This is a genomic window from Caballeronia sp. INML2, assembly GCF_023631365.1.
GTDB classification, from domain to species: Bacteria; Pseudomonadota; Gammaproteobacteria; order Burkholderiales; family Burkholderiaceae; genus Caballeronia; species Caballeronia turbans.
This window is the reverse complement of record NZ_JALQDH010000029.1, coordinates 1-25,569: the sequence shown is the minus strand read 5'-3', so window position 1 is coordinate 25,569 and position 25,569 is coordinate 1. Positions and strand designations below refer to the sequence as shown.

The following is a 25,569-nucleotide window of genomic DNA, read 5'->3' as shown; positions in this document are numbered from 1 at the left end:
TAAATTGCGCGCTGTGCTTGCTCATAAAAAACACCCCAAGTCGTTGGACGGTTGTCCAACTTTTGGGGTGCAGTTCAAAGTTTCCGGGGCTTTTTTACTTCTGGATCCAGGCCTGGATTCAAGCAATCCGCTTTGCCAACTCCACCGCCTTGCCGATGTACGAACCCGGCGTCATCTCGAGCAGCAGTTTCTTCGCGTCGGCGGGAATCGCCAGACCCGCGATGAACGTCTGCAGCGCCTCGCGCGTGATGCCCTTGCCGCGCGTGAGTTCCTTCAGTTGCTCGTACGGATTTTCGATGCCGTAACGGCGCATCACCGTCTGCACCGGCTCGGCGAGCACTTCCCACGTGTTGTCGAGATCTTCGTTCAGGCGCGCCGCGTTGATTTCCAGCTTGTCGAGGCCGCGGATCAGCGCGTCGTAAGCGAGCAGCGAATAGCCGAACGCGACGCCGATATTGCGCAGCACGGTCGAATCCGTCAGGTCGCGCTGCCAGCGCGAGACCGGCAGTTTGTCGGCGAGATGGCGCAGCGTGGCATTCGCGAGGCCAAGATTACCTTCCGAATTCTCGAAGTCGATCGGATTGACTTTATGCGGCATCGTCGACGAACCGATTTCGCCCGCCTTCGTCTTTTGCTTGAAATAGCCGAGCGAGATGTAGCCCCACACATCGCGATCGAGGTCGAGCAGGATTGTATTAGCGCGTGCCACCGCGTCGAACAACTCGGCCATGTAGTCGTGCGGCTCGATCTGAATCGTGTACGGATTGAACGTGAGCTTCAGCCGATTTTCGACGACATCCTTCGAGAACGCTTCCCAATCGAATTCCGGATACGCCGACAGATGCGCGTTGAAATTGCCGACCGCGCCGTTCATCTTGCCGAGCAGTTCGACCTTCTCGATGCGCTGGATCGCGCGCGAAAGACGCGCCGCAACGTTGGCGATTTCCTTGCCGAGCGTGGTCGGGCTGGCCGGCTGACCGTGCGTGCGTGAGAGCATCGGCTGTTCCGCGTGCGCGTGTGCGAGCTTCACGAGGCGTTCGTACACCGAGCGCAGTGCCGGCAGGATCACGTGTTCGCGTGCGCCGGCAAGCATCAGACCGTGCGACGTGTTGTTGATGTCTTCGGACGTGCATGCGAAGTGGATGAACTCGCTCGCGCGCTCCAGTTCCGGCTGACCCTTGACCGACTCCTTGAGCCAATATTCGACGGCCTTCACGTCGTGATTCGTGACGCGCTCGATGTCCTTGATGCGCGCTGCGTCGTGCGCCGTGAAACGTTCAGTGAGGCTGAGCAGGAATTGCTCGGACGCCTCGGAAAAGCGCGGCACTTCAGTGAAACCGGCGCGCGACAGCGCGATCAGCCAGTGAATCTCGACCGTCACGCGATGCCGCATGAACGCGGCTTCGGAGAGCCATTCGCGCAGGGCTTCTGTCTTGGCGGCATAGCGGCCGTCGAGCGGCGAGAGCGCGGTGAGCGCGAAGAGGGTATCGGGACGGGTATCGGACATGATTGCGGGCGCGGCCGGAAGGAAAAGACGGGAGAACCGCGCATTTTACCATCGGATGCGTCCCAATCCCCGACGCGCCTGCCGGTCACCGGGCCCGCAGTTCGTCGTCGAGTGCGCGAATTTGCGCGGGCGTGCCGACGTTTTCCCAGCGGCCGTCGTAGCGTTCGCCGCTCGCGCGTCCGGCCGAGATCGTTTCGCGGTAGTACGGCGTCAGCGCGCGGCGCGTGCCGGGCGCGAGATCGCGGAACATGCGCGTGTCATACAGGCCGATGTTGCCGAAGGTGTACCGCGGCTCGCCGTCGAGTGCGAGCACGCCGTCGCGCAGAGCGAAATCGCCGTTGGGATGAAACGGCGGGTTCCGCACCATCACGAGATGCATGCCGGGTTCCTCGCGCGCCTTCAGCACTTCGGCGTGATCGCGCAAGCTCGCATAGTCGAAGTCGCAGAACACGTCGCCGCTCACCGCGATGAACACGCCGTCCCCGATCAGATGCCGTGCCTGTGCGATGCCGCCTGCCGTCTCCAGCGCCTCGGTCTCGGGCGAATACCGCAGCTCGACGCCCCAGCGCGAGCCATACCCGAGCGCGGCTTCGATCTGCTCGCCGAGCCATGCATGATTGATGACGATCACCTCGACGCCCGCCGCCGCGAGGCGCTCGATCTGCCACACGATGAGCGGCTTGCCGCCGACTTCGAGCAAGGGCTTCGGACACGTATCGGTGAGCGGGCGCATGCGTTCGCCACGGCCGGCGGCGAAGATCATCGCCGTTTTCAAAGCGTGCGTCATCGTGAGCTCAGAAGGTGTAACCGACTTCGATCGCGCGGCCTTCCAGCGAATCGAGCAGACGCGCGAACGGCCACAACGGCGCGTAGCGCTCCGCGACCTTGCGCGCGTAGCCGATGAAGCGCGGCAGGTCGGCGAGATATTGCGGCTTGCCGTCGCGGTAATGGATACGCGCGAACAGGCCGAGCACCTTGATGTGCCGCTGCAGGCCCATCCATTCGAGCTGGCGATAAAACTCGCCGAAATCGGCATCGACGGGCAGTCCGGCCTTCTTCGCGCGCTCCCAGTAATAGGCGACGCAATCGAGCTGAAACGCCTCTTCCCAGCTGATGAACGCATCGCGCATCAACGACGCCATGTCGTACGTGATCGGCCCGTAGACTGCGTCCTGAAAGTCCAGCACGCCCGGGTTCGGCTCGCACACCATCAGATTGCGCGGCATGAAATCGCGCAGCATGAAGGTCTGCGGCTGCGCGAGCGCGCTCTGCACGAGCAGCGTGAAAGTATTGTCGAGCGTCTTGCGTTCGTCCGCGGTGACTTCGCGGCCTAGATGTCGGCCGATGAACCATTCAGGCATCAGTTCCATCTCGCGGCGCAGGAACGCCTCGTCGAACGAAGGCAGCACGCCTTCGCGCGCGGTCTGCTGGAAGCGAATCACCGTGTCGATCGCGGCGCGCATCATCGGCCGCGCGTTTTTTTCGTCGAGAACGGAAATGTAAGTCGTCGTGCCGAGATCGGTCACGAGCATGAAGCCGGCATCGAAATCGGCTTCGAGAATTTTCGGCACATGCACGTTCGCCGCTTCGAGCAGCCCGGCGACCTGCACGAACTCGCGGCATTTTTCGGGCGGCGGCGCATCGACGGCGATGAGCGTCTTGCCATGCTCCGAATCGCTCTCCAGCCGGAAATATCGGCGAAAGCTGGCGTCGGCGGAGGCGGGAGCGAGACTCGCGATGTTCAGCCGGTACGGTCCGGCGAAACTTTCAAGCCACGAGCGAAGCTGATTCAGACGGGCGTCGGAGGGAATGTGCGTCATAAATTCGAGGGGTCAAACATCTTGCCATATAATACCCCACGACTTTTTTAAGCGATCCGTTTCACGCCTGGCGCCAGGCCCCCGACGACTGTGAGCGTCACCGTTCGATCGAGTGTCGTCCCTGCTTTGCAACGGACCGTCAAGTTCGTGACTGCGGAAAGGGCGCGGCCGCCTGCCCGGCGGCATCGGGCGCGTGGGACGCGAACGGGATCGAACCGCCACCCATACATGCCGCCACGACAGTTTCCCGTATCGAAAATCCAAGGCGACGCTCAGCCACGCAGGCGGCGGCTCGTCGTCGCGCTTCTGTCCGTTCCAGGCCTGATGCCGGCTCTTGCACATGCCCAGCTCGTGGGCGACGCCGCGTATCCTCAGCCGCTCGACGGCCCCGGCAGTCTGCGTCTCGCACCGCAACTCGAAGAGCGTCCGCTGCAGAGCGGCCAGCAGCCTTCGACGTTCCTGCTGAGCGACAAGGCGACCGGCACCACCGACGAAGACATGGCGGCGAAGGGCTCGGCGGAGATCCGGCGCACGGTGACGGTCATCAAGGGCGACGCGCTGCATTACGATCAGGATACGGACATGGCCGATGCTTTCGGCAATGTCAGGCTGATCAACAACGGCGTGTCGTTCGTCGGCCCGGAAGCGCATCTGAAGGTCGAGGCCAACGAAGGGTTCATGACGAACCCGAAATATCACTTCAACCTGACGGGCGGCTCGGGCAGCGCCGAGCGCGTCGACATGATCGACGACGAGCGCGCGCGCATCGATCACGGCACCTATACCGCCTGTCAGTGCGAATCCGATCCGGCCTGGTACATCAAGGGTACGTCGTTCGATTTCGACACCGGCGCCGAAGAGGGCATTGCACACAACGGCGTGCTGTTCTTTCAGGGCGTGCCGGTTTTCGGGAGCCCGTGGCTGTCGTTTCCGCTCACGGGCGACCGTCGCAGCGGCCTGTTGCCGCCGACCTTCTCGCTCAGTTCGACGACCGGCTTCGAAGCGACGATTCCGTACTATTTCAATATCGCGCCGAATCGCGATCTGACTGTCACGCCGCGCATCATGACGAAGCGCGGCGTGCTGGGCGAAGCGACCTACCGCTACCTGTCGCCGACCTACTCGGGCTCGTTTACCGGCGACTATCTGCCGAACGACCGGGTGACGCACACGAATCGTTACGCGATCTTCTGGCAGCATCGCCAGAACTTCGGCAACGGCTTCGGCGGCTACGTCAATTACAACAAGGTTTCGGACGATCAATATCCGGAAGACCTGGGCAACGCGTCGAATCAGTTCCTGAACGGCACGCAGCTCCTGTATCAGCAGGAAGCGGGGCTCACGTATAACAACGGCCCGTGGTCCGTCCTCGCGCGCGAACAGCGCTGGCAGACGCTGCAGCCGTCGGTTCCGCCCTATGCGCGCGAGCCGCAGGTGAACGTTCAGTACAACAAGTACAACGTCGGCGGCTTCGACTACGGCGCGGAACTGGACACGACGCGCTTCACGATCACGACCGATGGCGCCACCGACGGCAACCGCCTGTACTTCAACCCGTACCTGAGTTACGGGATCAATGCGCCGGGCTATTTCGTCACGCCGAAGGTGCAATGGCACTTCGCGTCGTACGATCTGAGCCACATCGCGACGACCCAGGTTGCGGGCTCGTCGCCGCCGGTGGCGGGGCAGCCCAAGAATTTCACCGAGTCGATTCCGACCCTCAGCTTCGATACGGGGCTCGTGTTCGACCGCTCGGTGCGGCTCTTCGGCCAGGATTACATCCAGACGCTGGAACCGCGGCTCTACTACGTCTACACGCCGTATCACAATCAGGACTTCGCGCCGATTTTCGATACCGCCGAAGCCGACTTCGGCCTGGCCGAGATCTACACGCCGAACACCTTCGTCGGCAACGACCGGATCGCGGATGCGAACCGCATTACGGCCGGCCTGACGACGCGCTTCATCAATCCGGCGACGGGCGACGAGCGCGCGCGTTTCGTCATCGCGCAACAGTACTATTTCCAGAGCCAGCGCGTCACCATCACGCCGGGCCAATTGCCCGACCAGGCGAAGCACTCGGACCTGATCGCGGGCGCGGCCATCAAGCTGGGCGCTGGTTTCGCCTCGGAAACCGCGTTCCAATATAATGTGGACAACAACCAGCTCGTGCGCTCGAGCATCGGTTTTGCGTTCAGTCCGGCGGAGCGCAAGGTAATCAACATCGGCTACCGCTACACGCGTTCCAACCAGACCACGCTGGTGAACGAGCCGATCAACCAGATCCTGTTGTCGGCTGAGTGGCCGCTCACGAATCGCCTCTACGCCGTCGGCCGCGTAAATTACGATCTCGCGAGCCATCGTCTCGTCGACGGGCTTCTGGGCTTCCAGTACGATGCCGACTGCTGGGCGTTCGGCTTCGGCATGCAGCGCTATGCCAACGGCGTGAACACGCAGGGCCAGCCTTCGTCGGGCACGCGCGTGCTCGCGCAATTGACGTTCAAGGGCTTGTCGAACGTCGACAACGGCCTCGTGAGCGCGTTCCGCGCGAGCGTCCAGGGTTATCAGCCGCCGCCGCCGGCAGCGCCGCCGCTCTCCCGGTACAGCGATTACGAGTAAAGCCTGACCGGGCGTTCGCGCGGCATTCAGCGACAGGCAGAGCAGCATGAGCAGCATGTACAGGCAGGACACGAACGGGCGAAGCCCGTATTTGATGGAGTATCTGTGGCAAACGTGAATATGTTTCGATCGATGGCAATCGCAGCGGGCGTGCTGACCGGCGCGCTAATCCTGAGTTCGCCGGCCGGTGCGCAGGCGTTGTCGAATCGCAATACGCAGGTCGCCGATTCCGTCGTCGCGGTGGTGAACGACGGCGTCATCACCCGGCGCGAGCTGGAAGAGCGCACGGCGCTCATCGCCAAGCGTCTTCAGCAGCAGAACGCGCCGGTGCCGCCCGCGGACCAGATGCAGCGGCAAGTGCTCGATCAGATGGTGCTCGAGCGCATTCAGCTCCAGAAGGCGAAGGAAGACGGCATCGTCATCGACGACGCCACCGTCAACCGCACGCTCGCGCGTCTCGCGCAGCAAAATCAGATGACGCTCGACGTGTACCGCGCGCGCATCGAAGCGCAGGGCGTGCCCTGGTCCACCTTCACGCGCGACGCGCGCACGGAGTTGACGCTCTCGAAGCTGCGTGAGAAGGAAGTCGATAGCAAAATCACCGTGTCCGACGGCGAAGTGGCGAACTACATCGCCAGTCAGCGCGGTCCGGGCGCGCGCAATACGAGTGATCTGCGCCTTCAGCACATCATGTTCAAGCTGCCGTCGGATGCGCCTGACAGCGAAGTCGCGAAGGTCCAGGCTCAGGCCGACGCCGTGCTCAAGCAGGCGCAAGGCGGCGAGGATTTCGCCAAACTGGCCAAGCAGAATTCGCAGGACACCGACGCCAGCAAGGGCGGCGATCTCGGTTTCCGTACGCCCGGCACGTTGCCGGCGGGTATCGTGAACGCGGTTTCGACGTTGCGTCCGGGCCAGGTCGTCCCCACGCTTTTGCGCACCGACGGCGGCTTCGAGATCATCAAGCTGGTGGATCGCCGCGCGAGCCAAGGCACCGCCGCCGATGCGCCCAAGCTCGTGCAGACGCACGTGCGCCACATCCTGCTGCGCGTGTCGGACGGCATGTCCGAACAAGCCGCGCGCCAGAAGCTGCTCGACATCAAGCAGCAAGTCGCGTCGGGCGGCGATTTCGCCAACTTCGCGCGTACGTATTCGCAGGACGGCTCGGCGTCGCAAGGCGGCGATCTCGGCTGGATCAGCCCGGGCGAGACGGTGCCCGAGTTCGAGCGGGCGATGAACAATCTCCAGGACGGCGCGGTCAGCGATCCGGTGCGCAGCGAGTACGGCTATCACCTGATTCAGGTGCTCGGTCGCCGCGAAGCGGAAGGATCGGCGTCGCAGCAGCTCGACATCGCGCGTCAGGCGATCGGCCAGCGCAAAGCCGAGCAGGCGTACTCCGACTGGCTGCGCGAACTGCGCGACACCGCGTACGTGCAATACAAGGGCATCGCTGCCCAGCAGCAGTAACAGCATGAGCACCGCCGACGCCCGACCGCTCGCCATCGCCATTACGACTGGCGAGCCGGCGGGCGTCGGCCCGGAACTGACGGCGGCGGCACTCAGGCAGGCGCGCGAGCGCTGGCCGTCGGCGCACTTCACGGTGCTCGGCGACCGTGCGCTGCTCGAAGCGCGCGCCGGCGCGGGCTGGCAAGCGTCGCACGGCGAGGTCGAGATCGAGCATCACGCGCTCGCCGTGCCTGCCGAACCGGGCAAGCTGAATGCGGCGAACGGGCGCTATGTGCTGGGTCTGCTCGATGCCGCCATCGACGGCGCTGTTTCCGGCCGGTTCGATGCCATCGTCACCGCGCCGCTGCAAAAGAGCACCATCAACGATGCCGGCGTTCCCTTCACCGGCCATACCGAATACCTCGCCGAGCGCACGAACACGCCGCGCGTCGTGATGATGCTGGCGGGGTCGAGCGAGCGTCCGTTGCGCGTCGCGCTCGCGACCACGCATTTGCCGCTGAAGGATGTGTCCGCGGCGCTGACCATCGATGGCCTCGTCGAGACGCTCACGATCATCGATCACGATCTGCGCGCGCATTTCGGTTTGTCCGCGCCGCGCATTCTCGTCACCGGTCTCAATCCGCACGCGGGCGAGAACGGTTATCTGGGCCGCGAGGAAATCGACGTCATCACGCCTGCGCTCGAACGCGCGCGCACGCTCGGCATCGACGCGCCCGGACCGTATCCCGCCGACACGCTGTTCCAGCCGCGCTATCTGCAAGACGCCGATTGCGTGCTCGCGATGTTCCACGATCAAGGCTTGCCGGTGCTGAAGTACGCGACGTTCGGCGAGGGCATCAACGTGACGCTCGGCTTGCCGATCATCCGCACGTCGGTGGATCACGGCACCGCGCTCGATCTCGCGGGCACCGGCCGCGCCGATCCGGGCAGCATGATCGCCGCGATCGACGCCGCCGTCACGATGGCGCGTCACAAGCGTCACACGCGCGCGGCGTGATCCGGCGCCGCGCGCCGCTTCCTTCAAACGAGTATGTCGACCAAACATCAAGGCCATTTCGCGCGCAAGCGCTTCGGGCAAAACTTCCTAGTCGATCAGGGCGTGATCGATTCCATCGTCGATGTGATCGCGCCGAAACGCGGCGAGCGCATGGTGGAGATCGGGCCGGGCCTCGCGGCGCTCACCGAGCCGCTGATCGCGCGGCTCGCCACGCCCGAGTCGCCGCTGCATGCGGTCGAACTGGATCGCGATCTGATCGGCCGTCTGGAAAAGCGTTTCGGCGACAGGCTCGTCGTGCATTCCGCCGATGCGCTCGATTTCGATTTCGCGTCGCTCGCGCTCGAAGGCGAGGACAACGAAAAGCCGACGCTGCGCATCGTCGGCAATCTGCCGTACAACATTTCCAGTCCGCTGCTGTTTCACCTGACGACGTTTGCGCACAAGGTGATCGACCAGCACTTCATGTTGCAGGACGAAGTGGTGGACCGCATGATCGCCGAGCCCGCGAGCAAGGATTACGGGCGTCTCTCGGTGATGCTGCAATACCGCTACGTGATGGACAAGCTTCTCGACGTGCCGCCCCAATCGTTCAATCCGCCGCCGAAGGTGAATTCCGCGATCGTGCGCATGATTCCTTTCGCACCGCACGAGTTGCCCGAGGTCGACGAAACCGTATTGAGCGACGTCGTGAAGGCCGCGTTCGCGCAACGCCGCAAGGTGCTGCGAAACAACTTGGGCGCGTATCGCGACACGATCGATTTCGACGCCCTCGGCTTCGATCTCACGCGCCGCGCCGAAGAAGTGCCGGTGGCGGAATTCGTCGCGCTGGCGCAGGCGGTTCAGCGCTCGAAGGTCTGAACGCAGCCGCCATCCGTCAGCAATTTCATCAGCCGTTCAAGTCGCGCGCGCTGTTCGCGTTGCAAGCCGCGCGTCGCGCTCACCTGTTGCACGCGCGTGCGCCAGTAGGTCTGGCCGAACAGCGAATTCGCACCTTCCGCCGACAGCACACGCTCCAGATGCCCGATCGCGGCATCGACATTCCTGAGCGTGTAAGGGCTCGTGATCGTGGCGTGCCGCTCGAGTGTTTCGTTCATCGTTATCCTCGTGTCGCGTTGAATCCGAGCGGCCGATTCTGCGAGCGGGAAGGGACATTCGGCGTCCCGAACACGCAACGTCGATCGGGACGCGATGTGTCCGGATCGGCTGCTACGATCGTCGTCCCCATCGGTGCGGGACAGAAAAGACATCCTTCAAGGGAAGACAGCATGCGCTTTATTCACGCGGCGGACATCCATCTCGACAGCCCGTTGCACGGCCTTTCCGCCTACGCGGACGCACCCGCGGACATGCTGCGCAACGCCACGCGCGAGGCCTTCTCGAAGCTCGTGTCGGCGGCGATCGACGAACAGGTCGATTTCATGGTGATCGCAGGCGATCTCTACGACGGCACCTGGCGCGATCACAACACGGGCATCTTCTTTTGCCGCGAAATGGGCCGGCTGCGTCGCGCGGGCATTCCGGTCTACGTGCTCTTCGGCAATCACGACGCCGAGAGCGAGATGACGAGTCAACTCCGATTGCCCGACAACGTCCACACGTTCTCGACGAGAAAGCCGCAGACGTTTCGCATCGACGATCTGAAGGTCGCGTTGCACGGTCACAGCTTCAAGGAAAAGGCGGTCACGACGAATCTCGTCACCGCGTATCCGTCGCCTGTCGCGGGGTATTTCAATATCGGCGTGCTGCATACGGCGCTCGAGGGCGGCTCGATGCACGCGAGCTACGCGCCGTGCTCCGTCGCCGAACTGCACGCGAAGGAATATCACTACTGGGCGCTCGGTCACGTGCACGATTACGCGATGTGGCAGGACGCATCGACCATCGTTTTTCCGGGCAATCTGCAAGGGCGCAATATCCGCGAGACGGGCAGGCGCGGCGCGGTGATCGTCACGGTGTCGGATACGGAGGAGGTGAGCGTCGAGCGGCTTTTCATCGACGTGCTGCGTTGGGAATCCGTGACGGTGGACGTATCGCAGGCAAGCACGCTCGATGAAGTCGCGCTGGCTGTCGGGCGTGCGCTCGAAGCGCTCGTCGAGTCTTCCGCGTCGTCGGTGCCGCACGCGGTGCGCGTAACGATCACCGGCGCGACACAGGCGCACGGCGAGCTGTTCGGACTGGAGACGCAACTGCGCGTGGAAGTGCTCGCGCAGATCGCGGCGATCAGCCACGACCGGCTGTGGCTCGAAAAAGTGAAGATCGCGACCGAGCCGCTCGCGCGCAGCGAACCGGCAACCGGCCGCACCGATGCGCTCGCCGATCTTCACGGCCTTCTGATCGAAGCCGAATCGGACCCTGAGTTTTTGAGCATGCTGAAGGAACGGCTCATCGCGCTGGCCGCGCAAGCGCCGAGCGAATTGCATAAGTCGGTGCCCGAACTTGAGCACGTGCGCAACGGCGAACTCGCGAGGCTCGTCGGCGAAGTGCGCTCGGGGCTGATCGCGCAGTTGTCGGACGCGGAGTAAGCCATGCGCATCGGCAAGCTCGAACTCATCCGCTACGGCAAGTTCACCGATCACGCCGTCGAGTTTCCGGCGGTGGAACTTGATTTCCACTTCGTCGTCGGTCCGAACGAGGCCGGCAAATCGACCATCAAGAACGCCATTTCCGAGCTGCTCTTCGGCATGCCGCACAGCTCGCCGCTCGCGTTCGTGCATCCGCAAAGCGATCTGCGGCTCGGTGCGTCGATCGAAACGAGCGGCGAGACGTTCGCGTTTCATCGCACGAAGAGCCGTAAGTCGTCGCTGAATGCGCCGAACGGCGACGCGCTGCCCGCCGACGCTTTGGCAGCGTTTCTCGGCGCGGCCGACAAGGGTTTCTTCGAGCAGATGTACTGTCTGAATCACGAGGCGCTTCGGCGCGGTGGCGACGCCATTCTCGATGCATCGAGCGATGTCGGGCAGGTTCTGTTTCAGTCGGCGGCGGGTATCGCAAGCCTGGGCGACGTGCGCCAGCGTCTCGCGGAAGAAGCCGACGGCCTGTGGGCGAAGCGCAAGTCAGGCTGTGCGTACAACATCCACCGTAAGCAATACGACGAAGCCACCGACGAACTGAAACTGGCCAGCGTGCGCACCGCGAAGTGGACGCGCGCGCATGACGCCGTCGAAGAAGCGGAAGAAAGGCGCCGCGAGCAGGACGCGCGCCGCGCGGAACTCGAAGCACAGCGCGGCAAGCTCGAACGGGTGAGGCGCGTCGCACCGTATATGAACGTGTGGCGCGAGAAGGCAGCGGAATTGCGCGAACTGGGCGATGTCGTCGATCTGCCCGCGAACGCCGAAGCGACGTTGCAAGGCGCGCTGAAGCGGCACGCGGCCGCGCAGAGCGCGCTCGACGTATACGCGAAAAAAGCCGAACAGTTGCAGGCGGATCTGGGCGCGGTCCATATCGATCATGCGCTTCTCGCCGCGCAGGCGCGCATTCGTGCCCTCGACGCCACGGGACAGCGCTGCGCGAATCACGCGAGCGAAATCGCGCGGCTCGAACAGGAAGTCGCGATGCGCCTGAAGCAAGTCGCACGGGACGGCACGCAACTCGGGTGGCCGCAAGACGAGGCGGGCACGCGCCGCGCAATGCCGGGCGCGCTCCCGCTGCAAACGGTCACGAGTCTGATGCTGGAGCGCGGCGAACTCGAACTCGCCGCGCGCAACGCTGAACAGTCAGCCGACGAATGCGCGGCGCAGATCGATACGCTGAAATCGAAGCTGGCAGCGATCGCGGCCGGCGATGTGTCGCCGGGTCTGCGTGCCGCGTTGCGCGCGGCGCAGAAATATCGCGACAAGAGCGCGGCGATGAAGCGCCTCGAAGACGCGAAGCGCGACGCGAAGCAACTGCTCGACGCGAACATGGCGTCGCTCGGCCGATGGTCACGCTCCATCGACGAATTGAAGGCGCTGTCGCTCCCGACAGCCGAGCGCCTCGCCGCACTGCGCGCGGAACGGCAGGATCTGGTCGCGCGGCTGACGCTCGCGGCCGATCGCGCGAAGGAAGGGCAGGACACGCTCCACGTCACGCGCACCGAGCTCGACGATCTGGTCGAAACACACGATGTCGTGACGGGCGATCAGGTGCGCGAAGCACGCGCGTCGCGCGATGCGGCGTGGCATGCGATCAAGTCCGGCGACTTGGCGCTCGATGACGCCGCATCCGGCTTCGAAACTGCGATGCATTCTGCGGATGGCTTGGCCGATCGTCAGCTCGGCTCTGTCGGTTACGCGACGCAGCTTGCGGCATTGAAGCGCCGTGTCGCGAGCGAAGAATCGACGCTCGCGCGGCGCGAACAGAGCGCGCGCGAAGCCGAATCGGCGCTGACGACATTCGACGACGCGTGGCGCGCGCTCGCCGCGCAATCGCATATCGCGGACATGTCGCTCGACGAAGCGCCGTCATGGATCGCATCGCGCGACAAGGCGCTGGCGGCGGCGCAGGCGCTCGATGCGCGCACCGAAGAACTCGCGCGCGAATCCGCCGATTCCGACGCGCGGCGCGACGAACTCGCGCGACATCTCGCGGAAGCGGGCGCACAGACCGACGCGCGCGCCGATCTCGACATGTTGTGCGACGTGGCGGAGACGCACATCGGCGCGATCGACGAGGCGGCGATGAAGCGGCGTCATCTCTCGACGCAACTCGACGAAACGCACGCCGAGCGCATCGCGCGGCAAGGCGCTGCGAAAGCGGCTCGCGAGGCATTCGAGCGCTGGCAACGCGAGTGGTCGGAGGCGATCGCGAAAGCGGGTTTCGCGAATGTGGCGGATTCGCAGGCGGCGGCCGAAGCGGCCATCGAGATCGTGAAGAGGATCGGCGAGCAGTTGACGCAGATCGAAACCATCCGCAGCGGACAGATCGACGCCAGGCGCGCCGAACTCGCCGCACTCGACGCCGAGGCATCGCAACTCGCGCGCGAACTCGACGAATCGCTCGCAACATTCGATGCGAACGCGATCGCGACGGAGCTGTCGGCACGCCTCGATCGCGCGTCTGCCGCACACGCCGAACTGAAGCGCTTGAAGAAGGAGCATGCGTCGGCGAGCGAACAGGTGAGCCACGCCCGCGCCGACGTGGAAGCAGCGAAGGCCATGCTGCGTCCGCTCTACGATCTCGCCGGCGTCGATACGCCCGACGTGCTCCAGGCGTTGATCGTTCAGTCGCAGAAAAAGCGCGAGCTGATCGCCGATGTGGACGACGCGCGCGCCGCGCTCATCAAGGGCGGCGATGGCCTGTCGCTCGACGAACTCGTCGCGGAAGTGGAGGGCGCGGACATGCCGAACGTGCAGGCGGAGCTGTCGCGTATCGGCGCGGCGCTCACCGAGTCCGTGAAAATCGCGACCGACACCGCAACCGCGCTCGATGCCGCACGCCGGGAACTCGACGCCATTGCAGGCGAAGCGAATGCGGCGCGCGCCGAAGCGAAGCGCCAGGAAGCGCTCGCCGCGATGGCCGATGCCGCCGAACGCTTCGTGAAGGTCGAGACGGCTTCGACGCTGCTCAAGTGGGCGATCGACCGCTATCGCGAGCGCCGTCAGGGCCCGATGCTCTCACGCGCGAGCACGATCTTCTCGGAGCTCACGCTTGGCATGTTCTCGCGGCTCGTCGTCGACTACGATCGACAGCCGATGGCGCTGTCCGCGATCCGCGCGAGCGGCGAACACGTCGACATCGCCGGGATGAGCGAAGGCACGCGCGATCAGCTCTATCTCGCGCTGCGGCTCGCGGCGCTGGAAGAACATGGCGAGAAGGCGTCGGCGTTGCCGTTCGTCGCCGACGATCTCTTCATCAATTTCGACGATGGCCGCGCGCGTGCCGGCCTGCGCGTGCTCGCGCAGATCGCCAAACGCACGCAGGTGATCTTCCTGAGCCATCACGACCATTTGGTCGATATCGTGCGCGACGTGTTCGGGCCGCAGGTCAACGTGCGTTATATGGGCTGAAGCATGCGGTCGAGCCGCATCAGCGTCTCGCGCGCGCCGCCGGCGATGCCTACGCCCAAGCCCGGCGCAATCGCGTGCTCGCGCGGATTGATGCGGATCGCGCGCGGTCCGTTGCGCTCGCTGAAGCGCCGGACCGTCGGCAGCGCGCGCCCCGCGCCAAGCTCGACGACCACGAGGCTCGTCACGCCGTGAAGCCAGGCGGCCAGCCTTTGCTCCTGTTGCGCGGTGTGCGTGTCGATCCAGTTCCAGTCGCCGAACATGAGGATGTTCGGACGCGCGAGCGCGCCGCAATGCGGGCAGCGCGGCATGTCGTTGACGAGCTCGCAGCGCGCCTCGTCGACGATCGGATCGAAGCCCTCGGCGGACCAGATGTCGTTCGTGCAAGCGTCAATGCATTGCAGCGAATCGATCGCGCCGTGACACTCGGCCACGCGCTCGGGCGCGAAGCCCGCGCGCTGGAACTGGCCATCGACATTGCTCGTAAAGACGAACGCGCCGTGCGGCATGCGCGCGGCCCAGCGCTTCAGCACATGGAAGCCGTCATGCGGCGCGGTCGCGCGATACAGCGCGAGTCGGTGCCCATAAAAGCCCCACGCGAGCCGCGGATGCCGCACGAAGCCTTCGGGATTTGCCATCTCCTCGAACGAAAAGCCGTGATGCCGCAACGCCGGGTACGCGCGCCAGAAGCCTTCAGGACCGCGAAAATCCGGCAGCCCGGAGTCGACGCCCATGCCCGCGCCCGCGGTGATCAGCAGGCCGTCGGCATGACGAATCCATTCACTTGCCTGCTCGAAGTGCGCGGCGTCGTTCATTGCGGGTCTGCCTGAACATAGCGGCTCGCGAGCTTGCGATAGTCTTCCGCGAATTCATCGCGCAGACCTTGCGGCGCGAGAATCTCGACGCCCGCGCCCAGCGCGCGCAGCCACCAGCGCAGCTTGAGACTCGGCGTCACGGTGCCCGTGACTTTCATGCGGCCATTGGGAAGGGTGTCGATTTGCTGATCCTTCGACATCGGCGATTCGCGCAACTGATTACCCGCGTTGCCTTCGAAGGCGAGTTCGAGCAGCACCGGCGGCTCGGGCAGGAAGTCGAACACCTGCTGCGTCTCGATGTATTTGCGCAGCTTGAAGTCTTCGGGGTACGTGAAGGATTCGCCGGACTCCGCCACCGAGCGGATGCGATCGAGCCGGTAGAGCGCGCGCGTCCATTCCGTTTCGCCTTTCTCCGGACGCGGCGCGCGATTCGGGTCTTGCGCGACCATGTACATCACGCCGGCCGATTCGACGAGCGCAAGCGGCCAGAGTGTCTTCGTCTTCGGATCGTTGCCTTGTTCGGGCTGTTGCTCCGCCTTGTACGCCGGGCGATATTGCACGAGCAGTTCACGCTCGAAGAACGTAGCGGTCGCGACAGTCTGAAAGATCTCCGGACGCAGCTTCGGGCGAATCAGCGTGAAGGCGCCATCGACGGAATCGATCTTGTCCGCCCACGCGCGATAAATGCGGCTGTCCGCCTTTTCCTGCGACAGCCGCGATTCGGCAGCCTTGAAGAGCGGATCGATGTCGCGCGTCACGGCGTTCGGCAGCTTGTTGCCCGCGAAGCGCTGAAGGATGTGAAACGCCACCGCTTCCGACGCGCTCATCAGCCCGCTGACGCCTTCCTGCAACCCGTGCAGCCACGGCTTGCGCTGCCAGAGCAGTTCGCGGCCGTTGAGCATCGACACGACACGCGCATCGGCTTCCAGCGCGGTCAGATGGCGCTGCACCTTCTTCGTGTACCCGACGCGATGGCCGCGCTCTTCGAGACGCCTGCGGATTTCGGGCGTCGAGAGCCAAGCGGTTGCGTCCCGTTCGGTGGGCAGCACGCGGAGAATGGCTTCATCGAGGCTGGAGGTCATGGCGCTGGAACGTGGCGGGAATGACTCCGATTATAGGAAGGGTTGAGACAATTTGTGTCTCGATGACCGTAGAGACGAATCGGGCGTGCAAAGCAAAAAGCCCAGTCGCAATGACTGGGCTTCTTACCTGATACTTGGTAGGCCGTACGGGATTCGAACCTGTGACCAACGGATTAAAAGTCCGCTGCTCTACCAGCTGAGCTAACGACCCGAAAGAGGCAAAATTATAATCTCAAATTCGGAGAACCGTCAACCCGGTTCATCGAAGAAGAGCCTGATTCTCGAAAGAAAAACGCCCGCGGCTTCGTTGCGCGCGGGCATTCTCCTCGAGAGGCGCGAAACGATGACGCTTCGCTTACTTCACCTGCGACATCTTGCTTTGCGCGGTCTGCGCGACTTCCGTACCGGCGTACTGCGAGATGATCTGCTGAAGCGTCTGCTTGGCAGCCGCCTTCTGACCTTGCTCGATCTGGTTGTTCGCGATTGCGAGCAATGCCTCGGGCGCTCGCGGATGCGTCGGGTAGCTCTTCACCAGATCCTGCCAGATCGCCGTCGATCCCTTGTAGTCGCGCTGTGCATAGAGCGCATTGCCGAGCCAGTAACGGGCAGTGGGCTGATACGGGCTCTGCGGATACTTCGTCACGAATGCCTTGAAGGACGCCGCGGCATTCTTGTAGTCACCGTTACGGAATTGAGTCGACGCTGCGTTGAACGCTTCCGTCTCGCCAGGCTGCACAGAACCGGTCATGCCGTCGATCGTCTCCTGCTGCGGCTCGAACTTCTTCAAGCGCGTGTCGAGATCGGCGTAATAGTCCTTCTGCTGCTTCTGCAGGGTTCCGACCTGGTTGGCCAGATCCTCGTTCTGGCCGCGAAGCGTCGCGACCTGCTGATTGAGCTGGTCGATACGGTTCGATTGATCGAGGATCGTGCGCTGTGCCGCCTGCAACTGACTGGACAGGCTGTCAGTTTTCGTGCGCAGGTCGAGCACGGCTTTACGCGCTTCGTTGTCGTCGAAGACGCCGGCGTGCGCGGGCACGCTCAGCATCGTCGAACCGAGTACGCACGCGGCTGCGGCCATGCGCAGCAAGGGAAAGCGATACAACATAGGGCGACTCACCCGTGACTGGTTACGTTAAGTTGATTACTGCTGGTACACGAGGTCCGCACGGCGGTTCTGTGCCCACGACGATTCGTCGTGACCCGTCGCCGTCGGCTTTTCCTTGCCGAGGCTCACGGCTTCCATCTGCGAATCGGCGACGCCCATCAGCGACATTGCGCGACGCACGGCTTCCGCACGCTTCTGGCCGAGCGCCAGGTTGTACTCGCTCGTGCCACGCTCGTCGGTGTTGCCCTGGATCAGGACGTGACGCTCCGGATGGCTCTTCAGGTACGACGAGTGTTGTTGCAGCAGCGGCTGATAGTCGTCCTTCACGGCATAGCTGTCGAAGTCGAAATAGATGCTGCGCTTCGCGAGCGGGCTGTTCGGGTCGTTCAGCGGGTCGATGTTGACCTGCTTTACGTCCGTCGGGTTCGGCTGCGTGCCGACTGCACCTTTGTTCTGGCCTTCATCGAGCTTCACGCCCGAGTGACACGCCGCCAATGCGCCGACCATCGCAACTGCCAGGCCGATACGAAGTTTCGACATCATGGTACCTCTCCTTGTGTTGTAGCTGAACGTTGTTTGTGAAACGTTATTGCTGGACTTATTGCATGAACGGACCCCAGGACGGCTCGCGCACCACACCGCCCTGTACGGACAAGACTTGCCGCGTACGACCGTCGGTCGAAACGGCTGCCAACACGCCACGTCCGTTCACTTGGGTGGCGTAGAGGATGTACTGACCATTCGCCGCGAAGCTCGGCGATTCGTCATGCGTCGTGTCGGTCAGCCCCGTCGCCGTGCCGGACGCGAGGTCCTGCAGATACAGCTTGAAGCCGCCGCCAGTGCGCGAAATGTACGCAAGTTGCTTGCCGTCCGGACTCACGCGCGGGCTCGTGTTGTACGCGCCTGCAAACGTGACCCGCTGGGCCGCGCCGGCGCTTTCACCCGCCGCCGGCATCTTGTAGATCTGCGGTTGGCCGCCGCGATCGCTCGTGAAATAAATCGAGTTGCCATCAGGAGAGTAGTACGGCTCGGTGTCGATGGAGCTGCCTTGTGTCAGACGGCGCAGGCCGGAGCCGTCTGCGTTGACTTCGAAAATCTGCGTGTTGCCGGTGCGCGAGAGCGCGACCGCGAGCTTGCGGCCATCGGGCGACCACGCCGGGGCACTGTTGTTGCCCTTCTGATTCGACACGACCACGCGACGTCCCGTCGGCAGGTCGTGGATGTACACCACCGGCTTCTTCTTTTCGAACGACACGTATGCCACCTTCGTGCCGTCCGGCGACCACGCCGGCGAGATGATCGGCTCCGGGCTGGAAAGCGCGATCTTCGCGTCCTGTCCGTCCGAATCCGAAATCTGCAACTGGTAGCGGCCGCCCGTCTGGATCACATACGACAGCCGCGTCGCGAACACGCCGCGGCCGCCGAGCAGCTTCGCATAGATGTAGTCCGCGATCTTGTGCGCGCTCATGCGCAGGCCGCTTTCGGCGCTGACGAGCGACAGGCCGCCCAGATTCTGCTGCTTGACGGTGTCGTAGAGACGGAAGCGCACTTCGTACTGGCCGTTCGGCAGCTTGTTCACGCTGCCCGACACGAACGCATCTGCGCCTTTTGCCTTCCAGGCGCCGAGATCGACCGAATCGGTCTCCGACACCGGCGTGCCGCCCGCGTCGATATTCGTGAACTTGCCGCTTCTCTGCAGATCCTGGCGAATGATCGCGCTGACCTGCTGCGGCGAACTCGCTTCATTGGCGAAATTGGCTGTCGCGATCGGAAACTGGGTCGAACCGACGCCGGTCACGAGTACGTTCAACTGGGCGTGTGCGGCGGTGCCGGCTGCGATCAGGCAGGATGCGACCAGCGTTTTCAGGCCAAGCTTCGTCATCAAACTCATGCTGTATAGGTTCCAGATAAAAGCGTTTTCAAGTGTCCGCGGACTGCAGAACAGACCCGCGGTCGCACAATTCGTTCCCACCCAAAGCGGCTCTCATGTCGATCGCGCGAGCACTGGATCAGCCTCCGGCCGGGCGCAGCGTGATCGTGAATGAGCCGGGCGCCTTGCCGTCGATATCGACGGGCATCGGGTCGGAATTCTGTACTGCACGCAACGCCGCCGCGTCCCATTGCTCGTTGCCGCTCGAACGGGTGATGGATGCGGATAGCAGTGTGCCCGTCGGTGAGCAGCGGACTGAAACAACCGTTTCAAGCCCGGCGGTTTCGCCGCCCCAATGGATGTTCGGCCGCACGCGGCGCTGCACCTTCTCGGCGTATCCCGGCGAGGTTGCATTGCCGCCCGCGCCCTTGCCCGTGCCGCTCTTGGCGAGCCCTTCGCCGCTGCCCGCCGTACCGCCGCCCAACTGACCTTGCAGTTGCGAGAGGCGAGCCTTGCGCTCGGCGTCGAGCTTGGCCTTCGATTCCGCATCGGCCTTGGCTTTCGCCTGCGCCGCCGCCTTCGCTTTCGCGTCGGCTTCAGCCTTGGCCTTCGCTTGGGCATCGGCCTTCGCCTTGGCTTCCTGCTGCTGTTCCTTCTGCTCCTTGAGCTGTTCCTGCTTCTGCGCTTCGGCCTGCTGTTGCTGGCGCTGCTTGTCCTGCTGCGCCTTCTGTTGCTGCTTTTGCAGTTCGGCCTGACGCTGCTGCTCGATCTGCTTCTGTTTGTCCTGCATCGCCTTCTGGGCGGCGGCTTGCGCAGCGAGTTGCTGCTGACGCTTTTCTTCCGCTTCCTGACGCGCCTGCTCCTGTTGACGGCGCTGCTCCGCGAGCTGCGCCTCACGCGCGGCCGCTTCCTGCTGCTTGCGCTTCTTCTCCTGCAACGCGATGTCCGCGTCCTCGTCCTTCGCGGGCGGCGGCGCGGGCTGCACCTTCACTGGCGCAGGCGGTGGCGGGGCGGGGCGGGGCGTCGGTGTGGACGTATCCGGAATCTCTGTCCAGATCTCCGCTTCCGAGCCCGCGGGCGTGTTGTTCTGCCAGTTGATGCCGTGGTACAGCAGCCAGCCGAGCAGCAGGTGCATCAACGCCGCGAGCGCGAACGCCTTGCCCGTGCCACGCTCGCGCGGCGGGCGAATCGGTCGCGCGGACGATGCGCGTGTCTGCCTGTGCAAAAGGGTCATTGCGATTTGACGAGCAATCCGACGCGCTTCACGCCGCGCGCCTTCATATCGGACATCACGTTCATCACGACTTCATACTTCACGGTCTTGTCCGCCGCGATCACGACGGGCTGATCCGGATGCGACTCCTGACGATTGAGCACGAAGGTATTCAGCTCTTCCTTCGTCATCTTCTGCTCCTGCGTCGCGCCGCCGTCTTCCTTGTACCGGACGTTCATGCTGCCGTCCGCCTTGATGTTGATGACGAGCGGCGGCTGCTGCTCCTGCGGTTGCGCGTTGCCGACGGTCGGCAAATTGATGATGGACGGCGAAACGAGCGGCGCCGTCACCATGAAGATGACGAGCAGCACGAGCATCACGTCGATATACGGCACGACGTTGATGTCGGACATTGCGCGGCGCGAACTGCCGCGCATGCTGGAACGAATGGGGCCTGCCATCGCGACTCCTTGCTTAGTGCGCCTGACGCTGCAGGATGTTGGAGAACTCTTCGATGAAGGTCTCGAAACGGATCGCCAGGCGATCGATATCGTGCGCGTAACGGTTGTATGCGACCACGGCCGGGATCGCGGCGAAGAGGCCGATCGCGGTTGCGACGAGCGCCTCGGCGATGCCCGGCGCCACGTTCGCGAGCGTCGCCTGTTGCACGTTGGCGAGTCCGCGGAAGGAGTTCATGATGCCCCAGACGGTGCCGAAGAGACCGATATACGGACTCACCGAGCCGACCGAAGCGAGAAACGCGAGATTCGCCTCGAGCACGTCCATTTCGCGCTGGAAGGCGGCGCGCATCGCGCGGCGGGAGCCGTCGAGGATCGCGCCGGGGTCGGTGATGCGGCGCTCCTTGCCCTTCAGGAATTCGCGCATGCCGGATTCGAAGATACGCTCGAGAGCGCCGATGGTGTGACGGTTGTTCGCCGCGCTCTGATAGAGCGCCTGCAAGTCGCCGCCCGACCAGAAATCGCGCTCGAAACGCTCGGTTTGCGCGCGCGCGCGCCGAATGGCAAACCACTTGCGGAAAATGAAGGTCCACGACAGCAGCGAGAGGAGCAGCAGCAGCGCCATCACGGCCTGCGCGAGCAGGCTCGCGTGAATGACGAGAGAAATGATCGACAGGTCTTGTGTATTGTTCATAAAGGTCGGCTGTTACGTCCCGAAAGGGGCGTCCGGTCAAAGCGTCATGCTTTCGTGAAAAGGATGTGAATCAAACGAAAGCCGCGCCGTGGCAGGCTCTTGGTCGTTAGTGCTTCCTCTGTTCCCGATGCCCTTGGTTCGCTTCGGGATGCGATGAGTTCATCGTTCAGGCGCGATCCGGGTTCGCGCCTCATGACGCGGTGACGAGCGTGGCGTGCGGGCCGCGTTTCAATCCGTCGAGCACGGCATCGGGAATGGCGGCTGGACGAACCGACGCGCGATTCACCGACGCTATGCGAATGTCGCCGCTCGCGAGCAGAACGCCATCGCGCCACGCTTCCTGATGAAAATCCACCGACGCACGGCCGAGCCGCTCGATGCGGCTCACGACGCGAATGACGTCGTCCAGACGCGCCGGCGACGAATAATCGACAGACGTGCGTCTCACGACGAACACAATGCCGTTCGAATCCGCGAGGCGCTGCTGGTCGATGCCGCACGCGCGCAGCCATTCGGTGCGCGCCCGCTCGAAGAACTTCAGGTAGTTCGCGTAGAAGACGATGCCGCCGGCGTCGGTGTCCTCGTAATACACCCGAACCGGCCATTCGAAAGTCAACGGATCACTCACCTTTGCGCCGCTCCGCACGCGCGGAGGCGCTCGAGCACGCTCCGGCTTGCTTTTTGACAAATATTCATCGGCGGCATTTTACCGGAACCGGAAGCACGACTGCCAAATCCTTAGGCAAATCCCCGAATCAGCCGCGGTGAATTTGCAACGGTGCGAAGGTTTGGGCGATCGGCATCATCTCGATCGCGTTGATATTGACGTGCGCCGGGCGCGTCGCGATCCAGTAGATCGCATCGGCGATGTCCTCGGGTGTGAGCGCCTGTACGTCCTTGTAGACGGTCGCGGCCTTGCTGTCGTCGCCCTTGAAGCGCACGTTGGAAAACTCGGTGCCGCCGACCAGTCCCGGTTCGATGTCGGTCACGCGCAGCGCGGTGCCGGCGACGTCGGCACGCAGGTTCAGGCTGAACTGCCGCACGAACGCCTTGGACGCGCCATAGACATTGCCGCCGATGTACGGATACGTGCCGGCCACCGAGCCCATATTGAACACGTGGCCGCGATTCCGCTCGATCATGCCCGGCAGGATCGCGTGCGTGACGGTCACGAGACCCGTGCAGTTCGTGTCGATCATGTTCTTCCAGTCGTCGAGATTCGCGCGTTGCGCGGGTTCGAGACCGAGCGCGAGACCGGCGTTGTTCACGAGGACATCGATCTGGGCGAACGCTTCCGGCAGCGACGCTATGGCGTTGCGCACCGCGTTTTCGTCGCGCACGTCGAGCTCGACCGGCAGAAGCGCGTCGCCGAGCTCGTTCGACAGCGCGACGAGCCGTTCCTTGCGGCGCGCGGCGGCGATCACGCGATGGCCGCCTTTCACGAAAGTGCGCGCAATGGCGGCGCCAAATCCGGCAGACGCGCCGGTGACAAAAACGATCATGAGCGGACTCCGAACGGGATGAGATGTATAAAGCCGAAACGCGCCGGGGAGCGCGTCCGTCGACGGCGCAAAGGGTACTTCCATTGATGCGGCGCGGCAAGCAATGACACACGCGAACGATCGTGCTTTAATCGCGTCGATTCGTGCCGGGAAATGGTCGGGGATCCGGTTGCCTAAAGGCTGCCCGCCCATTACACTACAACGCTCAAACCCCGCGTGACTGGCGATAGAATCTTCGGATTCAAGGTGGAGCGACCCACCAGGAAGCGCGGAGCGTCGTTTTGCCGTTCGCCTGGGCAGCTGAGATCCGCACGCCGTCGCTGCGTTGCCGGTGGCTGTCCGTTCCGCGAAACCGGATTCATCCTCTATCCGTCGCGCCTGGACTCCATCGGTTTCCAGCGTCTTTTGCGTCTGCTTCGAACGTGGCGCACGCGCGATCCGGTCAACCTGTTTTGATCTTACGGAAAACGTATGTTTGACAGAGCCGAAAGTACCCTCGCCAATGTCGATCCCGAATTGCTCAAGGCGATCGAGCAGGAAAACCGTCGCCAGGAAGATCACATCGAGCTGATCGCGTCGGAAAACTACACGAGCCCGGCCGTGATGGCCGCGCAGGGCTCGCAACTCACGAACAAATACGCCGAAGGCTATCCCGGCAAGCGCTACTACGGCGGCTGCGAGTATGTCGACATCGTCGAGCAACTCGCGATCGACCGCGTGAAACAGCTCTTCGGCGCCGAAGCAGCGAACGTCCAGCCGAACTCGGGCTCGCAAGCCAATCAGGGCGTGTTCTTCGCCGTGCTCAAGCCGGGCGACACGATCATGGGCATGAGCCTCGCCGAAGGCGGTCACCTGACGCACGGCTCGCCGGTCAACATGTCGGGCAAGTGGTTCAACGTCGTGAGCTACGGCCTGAACGAGGCCGAAGACATCGACTACGAAAAGACCGAAGCGCTCGCCAAGGAACACAAGCCGAAGCTGATCGTCGCAGGCGCGTCGGCGTTTGCGCTGAAGATCGACTTCGAGCGTCTGTCGAAGATCGCGAAGAGCGTCGGCGCTTACTTCATGGTCGACATGGCGCACTACGCCGGTCTCGTCGCAGCGGGCGTATATCCGAACCCGGTGCCGCACGCCGATTTCGTCACCACGACGACGCACAAGAGCCTGCGCGGCCCGCGCGGCGGCGTGATCCTGATGAAGGCCGAGTTCGAGAAACAGATCAACTCGGCGATTTTCCCGGGCATTCAGGGCGGACCGCTCATGCACGTGATCGCCGCGAAGGCTGTGGCGTTCAAGGAAGCGCTGTCGCCGGAATTCAAGACGTATCAACAGGCCGTGATCGACAACGCGCGCGTGCTTGCGGAAACGCTCGTGAAGCGCGGCTTGCGCATCGTGTCGGGCCGTACCGAAAGCCACGTGATGCTCGTCGATCTGCGCGCGAAAAAGATCACCGGCAAGGCCGCCGAAGCCGCGCTCGGCGCCGCGCACATCACAGTCAACAAGAACGCCATTCCGAACGATCCGGAAAAGCCGTTCGTCACGAGCGGCGTGCGCCTCGGCTCGCCCGCGATGACCACGCGCGGGTTCGGCACGAAGGAAGCTGAGATCGTCGGCAACTTGATCGCCGACGTGCTCGACAATCCGGAAGACCAGGCGACGATCGAGCGCGTGCGCGCACAAGTGGCCGATCTGACCAAGCGTTTCCCGGTCTACCGTTAATTCGCGAGCCCAACGCCGATGCGCTGCCCATTCTGCCGACACGAAGATACACAGGTCGTGGATTCTCGCGTGTCGGAGGATGGCGCCGCCATTCGGCGGCGAAGGCGCTGTCCCGCGTGCGACAAGCGCTTCACCACGTATGAGCGCGTCGAACTGGCGCTGCCGACTGTCGTCAAGAAAGACGGCAGCCGCACCGAGTTCGACCGTCGCAAGATCGTCGCGAGCATGCAGCTTGCGCTGAGAAAGCGTCCGGTCGCAGCCGACGCGATCGACGCCGCCGCGTCCCGCATCGAGTATCAGTTGCTCGGCAGCGGCGAGCGCGAAGTGCAGAGCGAACGCCTCGGCGAACTCGTCATGAACGAGCTGCGACAGCTCGATACCATCGCCTACGTGCGTTTCGCCTCCGTCTACAAGCGTTTCGAAGACGTCTCCGAATTCGAAGACGTGCTCGAAGAATTCCGGCGCGCCGCGCCGAAGAAATCGAGCTCGCGCAAGCGCTGATCCTTTCCGCATCTTTTCCCTCCCAAGCCTGAATTCTTGCCGTTCGCTCGCGCAGTGTGCCGGGCATCGAATGGCGTGAACACTCGTCCATTCGGCTGATATGACTCCGCCTGTCAATAGCGATCGGTTTTGGGTTTGTTGATGGGCGCATCTTGCCGAATTTCCTGAGGGCGACGTAGCAGTAAGTCTCGACGGTGGATCATGCTGATATTCGCGGGTTGG

General features: G+C 63.6%; 22 protein-coding genes, 1 tRNA gene and 1 riboswitch. Of the genes, 8 read left to right on the top strand and 15 right to left on the bottom strand.

Features of this window, described 5'->3' with window-relative positions:
• Positions 1 to 118: 118 nt before the first annotated feature.
• The 3 genes from purB to NCT32_RS11420 form a co-directional block, all read right to left on the bottom strand.
• On the bottom strand, positions 119 to 1,507 hold the full coding sequence (purB, locus tag NCT32_RS11430; protein ID WP_061121300.1) for an adenylosuccinate lyase: 1,389 nt from the start codon (positions 1,505 to 1,507) through the stop codon (positions 119 to 121).
• Positions 1,508 to 1,592: 85 nt separating this feature from the next.
• A complete protein-coding gene (gene murU / locus NCT32_RS11425) occupies positions 1,593 to 2,294 on the bottom strand; it encodes an N-acetylmuramate alpha-1-phosphate uridylyltransferase MurU (RefSeq protein ID WP_061121299.1) in 702 nt (233 codons plus the stop codon).
• 7 nt (positions 2,295 to 2,301) lie between these two features.
• Positions 2,302 to 3,327 carry an aminoglycoside phosphotransferase family protein gene (locus tag NCT32_RS11420; protein WP_061121298.1) on the bottom strand — a complete coding sequence of 342 codons (1,026 nt, stop codon included), beginning with the start codon at positions 3,325 to 3,327 and terminating at the stop codon, positions 2,302 to 2,304.
• A gap of 228 nt (positions 3,328 to 3,555) precedes the next feature.
• Between NCT32_RS11420 and NCT32_RS11415 the strand changes: the two genes are divergently transcribed.
• The 4 genes from NCT32_RS11415 (at position 3,556) to rsmA (ending at position 9,265) form a co-directional block, all read left to right on the top strand.
• The gene (locus tag NCT32_RS11415; RefSeq protein WP_061121297.1) at positions 3,556 to 5,946 is read left to right on the top strand and encodes an LPS-assembly protein LptD; all 2,391 of its coding nucleotides are present in this window, start codon (positions 3,556 to 3,558) and stop codon (positions 5,944 to 5,946) included.
• Positions 5,947 to 6,066: 120 nt separating this feature from the next.
• On the top strand, positions 6,067 to 7,410 hold the full coding sequence (locus NCT32_RS11410) for a peptidylprolyl isomerase (protein ID WP_250490306.1): 1,344 nt from the start codon (positions 6,067 to 6,069) through the stop codon (positions 7,408 to 7,410).
• A gap of 4 nt (positions 7,411 to 7,414) precedes the next feature.
• Positions 7,415 to 8,407 (top strand): 4-hydroxythreonine-4-phosphate dehydrogenase PdxA, encoded by a 993-nt coding sequence (gene pdxA, locus NCT32_RS11405; RefSeq protein WP_250490304.1) that lies wholly within the window; start codon positions 7,415 to 7,417, stop codon positions 8,405 to 8,407.
• A 33-nt stretch (positions 8,408 to 8,440) separates the two neighbouring features.
• Complete coding sequence (rsmA, locus tag NCT32_RS11400) at positions 8,441 to 9,265, top strand: 16S rRNA (adenine(1518)-N(6)/adenine(1519)-N(6))-dimethyltransferase RsmA (protein WP_250490303.1); 825 nt, start codon at positions 8,441 to 8,443, stop codon at positions 9,263 to 9,265.
• Here the strand turns inward: rsmA and NCT32_RS11395 are convergent.
• Entirely contained in the window at positions 9,247 to 9,501 is a 255-nt protein-coding gene (locus NCT32_RS11395) for a hypothetical protein (RefSeq protein ID WP_250490302.1), read from the bottom strand. The two genes, rsmA and NCT32_RS11395, sit on opposite strands and share 19 nt — an antisense overlap.
• A 171-nt stretch (positions 9,502 to 9,672) precedes the next feature.
• Between NCT32_RS11395 and NCT32_RS11390 the strand changes: the two genes are divergently transcribed.
• Positions 9,673 to 10,929, top strand: a complete 1,257-nt coding sequence (locus NCT32_RS11390) for a DNA repair exonuclease (protein ID WP_250490301.1) — start codon at positions 9,673 to 9,675, stop codon at positions 10,927 to 10,929.
• Between the two features lie 3 nt (positions 10,930 to 10,932).
• Positions 10,933 to 14,391, top strand: a complete 3,459-nt coding sequence (locus NCT32_RS11385; RefSeq protein ID WP_250490300.1) for a YhaN family protein — start codon at positions 10,933 to 10,935, stop codon at positions 14,389 to 14,391.
• On the opposite strand, the gene NCT32_RS11380 is transcribed toward NCT32_RS11385, so the two are convergent.
• The 11 genes from NCT32_RS11380 to ydfG all read right to left on the bottom strand — a co-directional run bounded on the left by NCT32_RS11380 (position 14,379) and on the right by ydfG (position 23,127).
• Entirely contained in the window at positions 14,379 to 15,203 is an 825-nt protein-coding gene (locus tag NCT32_RS11380; RefSeq protein ID WP_250490299.1) for a Sir2 family NAD-dependent protein deacetylase, read from the bottom strand. The two genes, NCT32_RS11385 and NCT32_RS11380, sit on opposite strands and share 13 nt — an antisense overlap.
• Positions 15,200 to 16,285, bottom strand: a complete 1,086-nt coding sequence (locus NCT32_RS11375) for a YafY family protein (protein WP_250490298.1) — start codon at positions 16,283 to 16,285, stop codon at positions 15,200 to 15,202. Before NCT32_RS11375 ends, NCT32_RS11380 begins: the two co-directional genes overlap by 4 nt.
• A 135-nt stretch (positions 16,286 to 16,420) precedes the next feature.
• Positions 16,421 to 16,496 (bottom strand) — tRNA-Lys (locus tag NCT32_RS11370).
• A 144-nt stretch (positions 16,497 to 16,640) separates the two neighbouring features.
• Complete coding sequence (ybgF, locus tag NCT32_RS11365; RefSeq protein ID WP_250490305.1) at positions 16,641 to 17,390, bottom strand: tol-pal system protein YbgF; 750 nt, start codon at positions 17,388 to 17,390, stop codon at positions 16,641 to 16,643.
• Positions 17,391 to 17,426: 36 nt separating this feature from the next.
• On the bottom strand, positions 17,427 to 17,933 hold the full coding sequence (gene pal, locus NCT32_RS11360) for a peptidoglycan-associated lipoprotein Pal (protein WP_008342807.1): 507 nt from the start codon (positions 17,931 to 17,933) through the stop codon (positions 17,427 to 17,429).
• 55 nt (positions 17,934 to 17,988) lie between these two features.
• On the bottom strand, positions 17,989 to 19,281 hold the full coding sequence (gene tolB / locus NCT32_RS11355; protein WP_061121287.1) for a Tol-Pal system beta propeller repeat protein TolB: 1,293 nt from the start codon (positions 19,279 to 19,281) through the stop codon (positions 17,989 to 17,991).
• A gap of 118 nt (positions 19,282 to 19,399) precedes the next feature.
• The gene (gene tolA / locus NCT32_RS11350; protein ID WP_061121286.1) at positions 19,400 to 20,494 is read right to left on the bottom strand and encodes a cell envelope integrity protein TolA; all 1,095 of its coding nucleotides are present in this window, start codon (positions 20,492 to 20,494) and stop codon (positions 19,400 to 19,402) included.
• On the bottom strand, positions 20,491 to 20,934 hold the full coding sequence (gene tolR, locus NCT32_RS11345; protein ID WP_061121285.1) for a protein TolR: 444 nt from the start codon (positions 20,932 to 20,934) through the stop codon (positions 20,491 to 20,493). Before tolR ends, tolA begins: the two co-directional genes overlap by 4 nt.
• Before the next feature lie 13 nt (positions 20,935 to 20,947).
• Positions 20,948 to 21,625, bottom strand: coding sequence for a protein TolQ (gene tolQ / locus NCT32_RS11340; protein WP_061121284.1), 678 nt, complete (start codon positions 21,623 to 21,625; stop codon positions 20,948 to 20,950).
• Between the two features lie 190 nt (positions 21,626 to 21,815).
• Positions 21,816 to 22,253, bottom strand: a complete 438-nt coding sequence (gene ybgC / locus NCT32_RS11335) for a tol-pal system-associated acyl-CoA thioesterase (RefSeq protein ID WP_250477064.1) — start codon at positions 22,251 to 22,253, stop codon at positions 21,816 to 21,818.
• Between the two features lie 127 nt (positions 22,254 to 22,380).
• Positions 22,381 to 23,127, bottom strand: coding sequence for a bifunctional NADP-dependent 3-hydroxy acid dehydrogenase/3-hydroxypropionate dehydrogenase YdfG (ydfG, locus tag NCT32_RS11330; RefSeq protein ID WP_250490297.1), 747 nt, complete (start codon positions 23,125 to 23,127; stop codon positions 22,381 to 22,383).
• A 206-nt stretch (positions 23,128 to 23,333) separates the two neighbouring features.
• Positions 23,334 to 23,432: riboswitch (ZMP/ZTP riboswitch) on the top strand.
• Between the two features lie 166 nt (positions 23,433 to 23,598).
• On the opposite strand from ydfG, the gene glyA reads away from it, so the two are divergent.
• Together glyA and nrdR are read left to right on the top strand one after the other, a co-directional pair.
• Positions 23,599 to 24,846, top strand: a complete 1,248-nt coding sequence (glyA, locus tag NCT32_RS11325) for a serine hydroxymethyltransferase (protein ID WP_250477062.1) — start codon at positions 23,599 to 23,601, stop codon at positions 24,844 to 24,846.
• 18 nt (positions 24,847 to 24,864) lie between these two features.
• Complete coding sequence (gene nrdR, locus NCT32_RS11320) at positions 24,865 to 25,347, top strand: transcriptional regulator NrdR (RefSeq protein WP_061121281.1); 483 nt, start codon at positions 24,865 to 24,867, stop codon at positions 25,345 to 25,347.
• The last annotated feature ends 222 nt before the right edge of the window (positions 25,348 to 25,569 follow it).